The sequence below is a fragment of the Nocardiopsis sp. TNDT3 genome (assembly GCF_003427465.1).
Lineage (GTDB): Bacteria > Actinomycetota > Actinomycetes > Streptosporangiales > Streptosporangiaceae > Nocardiopsis > Nocardiopsis dassonvillei.
Map to the genome: position 1 here is coordinate 1 of NZ_QPFC01000549.1, position 4,376 is coordinate 4,376.

Here is a 4,376-nt window from a genome sequence, read left to right on the forward strand (position 1 = left end):
CGGGGAGCGCGAACAGGGCGGCGGGGCGTCCGCCGAAGGAGCGGTAGTGGTCGAACAGGTGCGGGTGGTAGAGCCCCGAGCCCGCCGCCAGCTCGGTCACGGCCCTCTCCCGGCCGGTGGTGTGCAGGCTGCCGGTGCCGCCGCCGTTGACGAAGCGCAGGTCGGCGACCTCCCTGACGGCGTGGACGATGGCGGCGCGGCGCTTGGCCAGCTCCACGGCCGAGCGGCGCTGGACGGCGCGCAGGAGGCGTCCGTAGAGCGGTCTGCCGGGCGGGGCGTCGCCCACCCCGGCGATCTGGCCCTCGTAGGCCATGATCCCGTCCAGCTCCAGTCCGGGGCGGGCCGCGACCGCGCGGGCGAACGCGGCGGCCTGGGCCGGGGTGCGCACGGGGGAGCGGTAGGTGCCCACGCGCAGGCGCGGTCCCACGGGCTGCCAGCTGGTGTCGACGTCCAGGCACACCCGGACCGGCGGGGCGTCGGGGCCGCGGGATTCGGCGGCGTCGGCGACGGCGGCGCCGATCAGGTCCAGGTGCGCGGTGTCGTCCACCATCAGGGTGATCGCGCGGGCGGCGCGGGGGTCGCGCACGAGCCTGGCCAGGGCCTGGCGGTCGACGGTGGGGTAGGCGACGAGGACGTCGTCGCTGAGGGGGCGGTCGCCGGTGGCCAGCCAGAGGGCCTCGGGCAGGGTGAAGGCCATGACGCCCGCGTAGCCGGGCAGGGCGAGGACGGTGCGCAGCAGTTCGCGGCTGCGCACGGACTTGCTGGCGATCCGGATGGGCCTGCCGTGGGCGCGGCGGGTCAGGTCGGCCGCGTTGGAGCGCAGGGCGGCGAGGTCGACGAGGGCGAAGGGGGCTTCGAGTCCGCGTGTGGCGGACTCGTACGTTTCGCGCAGACTTGTCATGTCCTGAGCATGCCAGAACATGAATGTCTTTCATATTCTCGGCGGAAAAGGGGACCCGGTACCCCCGTGGCGGGCGGTCCGCGGACGACCTCGCGACAACCGGCCCCCGGTGTCGCGGGGGCGATACCCTGGGGTGTCACGGCTGATCAGCCGTCCGACCCCGGGAGTGGTTCTTTCCATGAGTGAGCGTGAGTACGTCCTGACCCTTTCGTGCCCCGACAGCCGGGGCATCGTCGCCGCTGTGGCCAACCTGCTGTCCGACCACGGTTGCAACATCACCGAGAGTCAGCAGTACGGCGACCACTACACGGGGCGCTTCTTCCTGCGGATGCAGTTCGTGGCGGAGCGGGGCGGCGACGGCGTGGTGGGGGAGGACGTCCTGCGCGGCGCCTTCGCGGCGCTGGCGGGCGACTTCGGCGGCCGGGGCGGCGACGCGTTCGTGGAGTGGACCCTCAACCCCCGCGACGTGCGCCCGCGCATGATCGTGATGGTGTCCAAGTTCGGCCACTGCCTCAACGACCTGCTCTACCGCCAGCGCAGCGGCCTGCTGGACGCCGACATCGCCGCCGTGGTCTCCAACCACCCCGACCTGGAGTTCCTGGCCGACTCCTACGGCGTGGACTTCCACCACCTGCCCGTCACGGCCGGGAGCAAGAAGGAGCAGGAGGCGCGCCTGCTGGAGCTGGTCGACTCCTACGACGTGGACCTGGTAGTCCTGGCGCGCTACATGCAGGTGCTCTCCGAGCAGCTGTGCGCCAAGATGTCCGGCCGGATCATCAACATCCACCACTCCTTCCTGCCCAGCTTCAAGGGCGCCCGGCCCTACCACCAGGCCCACGCGCGCGGTGTGAAGCTGATCGGCGCGACCGCCCACTACGTCACCGCCGACCTCGACGAGGGCCCGATCATCGAGCAGGAGGTGTCCCGGGTGGACCACACGCACAGCCCGGAGCAGCTCACGGCGATCGGCCGGGACCTGGAGTCGGTGGCGCTGGCGCGCGCGGTCAACTGGCACGCGCAGCGCCGCGTACTGCTCAACGGGGACAAGACGGTCATCTTCGGCTGAGCCGGACGCCCGCCGCGCGGCGGCGGGGTGCGGTCCGCGCACGGGGGCGCCCGAGGGCGCCCCCGTGCGTTTTCCTGCCCCGACCAGATCCTCGACGCTGTTTTGGGTCGGAGATGGGACTGACCTTGCCCGTTCCGACCAGGAAAAATTACTCACAGTGCTTTGTCGGATACAGTGTGTATGTATATGGTGTGGTCAGTTCGACATCCTTCCGGCCAGGACACGGGCCCGGGTTTCGGTCCGGCCCTCTGGGAGGGCACATCCGCCGGGAAGACGCGGGGAGCGGTCCGGGGACGCCTTCGGCGCCGCGACCGTCCGTGCGGCCCGCACACTGCGTAGGGGGACCCAGTGACGGACATGAGAACCGAGACCAAGGTGCCGGGAGCCCGCGAGTCGGGCCGGACCAGCCGGGGGGACTCCTCGCGCGATGAGGGCGGGCGCACCCAGATCGCGGACGGCGTGGTCGCCAAGATCGCCGGCATGGCCGCGCGTGAGATCGGCGGCGTCCACGCCATGGGCGGCGGGACCGCGCGTGCGGTCGGCGCGGTCAGGGACGTGGTGACCCGGGGCGGCGACAGCGGCTCGGTCGCGCGGGGCGTCTCGGTCGAGGTGGGCGAGCGCCAGGCCGCCGTCGACATCGACCTGGTCGTCGAGTACGGAGCCGCCATCCAGGACCTGGCCGCGGCCGTGCGCCGCAACGTCACCTCGGCGGTGGAGCGCATGACCGGGCTGGAGGTCACCGAGATCAACATCCGGGTGGACGACATCCACCTGCCCGACGACGACCGCGGCGAGGACGACGGCGAGTCCGCGCCCCGGGTGCAGTGATGGCGGCCGCCGACGGGGACCCGGGCGAGGTCGCCCGGCGCCTGGTGCGGGAGGCCGAGCGCTTCCCGGACGTGGTGGAGCTGTCCTCGGGGGGTTTCGGCACGCTGACCACGCCCGTCCCCGGAGGACGGGTCCTGGGGGTGGCGGTACGCGACGACAGCGTCGAGGTCGGCGTCGTGGTCCGGTTCGGGCGGCCCCTGCCGGAGATCGCCGCCGAGCTGCGCCGCGGCCTGACCCCGGTCGCCGGGGGCCGTACCGTCCACGTGTCCGTGGAGGACGTGGTCGCGGGACTGCGGGACGGCGCCCGTACGGGTGGTTGAGCAGGCAGCATCGGGTGCTGGACAAGAGGGGGAAGCCATGTGGCCCATCGTCGGACTGTCCTACGGGACGGTACTGGGTCTTGCCGCCGCGTTCGGCGGGTTCACGGCCTTCGCGCTGGTCCTGATCCTGGGGCTCGCGGGGTTCGTCGCCGGTCGGACGATGGAGGGCGAGATCGACCTCACCGCGATGTTCTCGCGGCGCTCCGCCTGAGATGTGAGGGAGCGGACGTGGCCGGAGTGCGGACCAGTACGGTTCCCCGACAGAGGGAACGCCCGGGCGACGAGGTCGCCCGGGAGCGGAGCGGGGGCGGGGGAGGACGCGACCCCGGCGGCCGCACCGTCATCGAACCCGGTGTGGTCGAGAAGGCGGCCGCGCGTGCGGTCCGCGAGGTCCCCGGCGCCCTCCCCGCCCGGTCGCGCACGGCGCGGGCCCGGGTGAGCGGCGAGGTCGTGCTGCTCAGGCTGAGGGTCGGCGTCCGCTACCCGCACTCGGTGCGCGAGGTCGCCGCACGGGTGCGCGGGCACGTCGGGCGGCGGATCGAGCAGATCACCGGAAAACGGGTCCACCACATCGACATCGAGATCGCGGAGTTGGTGCGCTGACATGACCACCGTGGAAGAGGTGCTCGGACGCCCCGACCAGGGCGTCGACCGCCGGGCCAGGCGGGTGGCCGTCCACACGTTCCGTCCGCGGCGGTCCTGGCCCGCGGTGATCACGGGCTTCGTGATCCTCCTCGTGGCCGTCGTGGCCGCCGCCGAGGTGATCTCGGCCCTGGCGGGAAGCCCGCTGGGGCTGATCCCGGTCGGCGCGGCCAGCGGGTACGCGGCGACCACGACCTGGTCGATGCCGTCGGTGCAGATCGCCTCGGCGGTCCTGGCGCTGATCGGGCTGGCCCTGATCGTGGCAGCCCTGGCCCCCGGACGGGGGCGCTGGACGGCCCTGCGCACCGACGACCCCGCCCTGGTGGTGGGGCTGACCCGGCCCGCGCTGCGCCGGGCGGTGGCCGCCGCGGCCGAGGGCGTCAGCGGCGTCGACGGCGTGCACGTGACGGTGCGCGGCAACAGGATCCGGGTGCACGCGCGCACCGGGATGCGCGGGTCGGCGGGGCTGCCCGCCGAGGTGACCGCGGCAGTGGAGCGGCGGTTGGAGGAGCTGGCGCCGCTGCGCAGCATGCGGATCGCCACCCACGTGCGGTACGCGGAGGGTTGACCATGGCTGGTGACAGGTCGCGCAGGTCGGCGCGGGGAAACCGGTGGGGGC

The 4,376-nt window shown here is 73.2% G+C and carries 7 protein-coding genes; 6 read left to right on the plus strand and 1 reads right to left on the minus strand.

The features are described 5' to 3' along the window. Positions 1–901, minus strand: a 901-nt coding sequence (locus DQW06_RS14185) for an alanine racemase (protein WP_117198613.1), incomplete at its 3' end; no start/stop codon positions are given. Between the two features lie 178 nt (positions 902–1,079). Here DQW06_RS14185 and purU point away from each other — a divergent pair. The 6 genes from purU to DQW06_RS14210 all read left to right on the plus strand — a co-directional run bounded on the left by purU (position 1,080) and on the right by DQW06_RS14210 (position 4,325). Beyond that, a complete protein-coding gene (purU, locus tag DQW06_RS14190) occupies positions 1,080–1,967 on the plus strand; it encodes a formyltetrahydrofolate deformylase (protein WP_013151466.1) in 888 nt (295 codons plus the stop codon). A gap of 357 nt (positions 1,968–2,324) precedes the next feature. Then, on the plus strand, positions 2,325–2,795 hold the full coding sequence (locus DQW06_RS14195; RefSeq protein WP_081461688.1) for an Asp23/Gls24 family envelope stress response protein: 471 nt from the start codon (positions 2,325–2,327) through the stop codon (positions 2,793–2,795). After that, the gene (locus tag DQW06_RS14200; RefSeq protein WP_013151468.1) at positions 2,795–3,115 is read left to right on the plus strand and encodes a hypothetical protein; all 321 of its coding nucleotides are present in this window, start codon (positions 2,795–2,797) and stop codon (positions 3,113–3,115) included. The genes DQW06_RS14195 and DQW06_RS14200 overlap by 1 nt, the downstream gene beginning before the upstream one ends. A gap of 37 nt (positions 3,116–3,152) precedes the next feature. Beyond that, positions 3,153–3,326 carry a hypothetical protein gene (locus DQW06_RS29240; RefSeq protein ID WP_198662447.1) on the plus strand — a complete coding sequence of 58 codons (174 nt, stop codon included), beginning with the start codon at positions 3,153–3,155 and terminating at the stop codon, positions 3,324–3,326. Positions 3,327–3,343: 17 nt separating this feature from the next. Then, the gene (locus DQW06_RS14205) at positions 3,344–3,718 is read left to right on the plus strand and encodes a hypothetical protein (protein ID WP_013151470.1); all 375 of its coding nucleotides are present in this window, start codon (positions 3,344–3,346) and stop codon (positions 3,716–3,718) included. A 1-nt stretch (position 3,719) separates the two neighbouring features. After that, positions 3,720–4,325, plus strand: a complete 606-nt coding sequence (locus DQW06_RS14210; RefSeq protein ID WP_013151471.1) for a DUF6286 domain-containing protein — start codon at positions 3,720–3,722, stop codon at positions 4,323–4,325. The last annotated feature ends 51 nt before the right edge of the window (positions 4,326–4,376 follow it).

Excerpts from the sequence above, each read along its gene's own strand:
- DQW06_RS29240 (WP_198662447.1), top strand. The coding sequence starts at position 3,153 with ATGTGGCCCATCGTCGGACTGTCCTACGGGACGGTACTGGGTCTTGCC.
- DQW06_RS14200 (WP_013151468.1), top strand. The coding sequence starts at position 2,795 with ATGGCGGCCGCCGACGGGGACCCGGGCGAGGTCGCCCGGCGCCTGGTG.
- DQW06_RS14210 (WP_013151471.1), top strand. The coding sequence starts at position 3,720 with ATGACCACCGTGGAAGAGGTGCTCGGACGCCCCGACCAGGGCGTCGAC.
- purU (WP_013151466.1), top strand. The coding sequence starts at position 1,080 with ATGAGTGAGCGTGAGTACGTCCTGACCCTTTCGTGCCCCGACAGCCGG.
- DQW06_RS14195 (WP_081461688.1), top strand. The coding sequence starts at position 2,325 with ATGAGAACCGAGACCAAGGTGCCGGGAGCCCGCGAGTCGGGCCGGACC.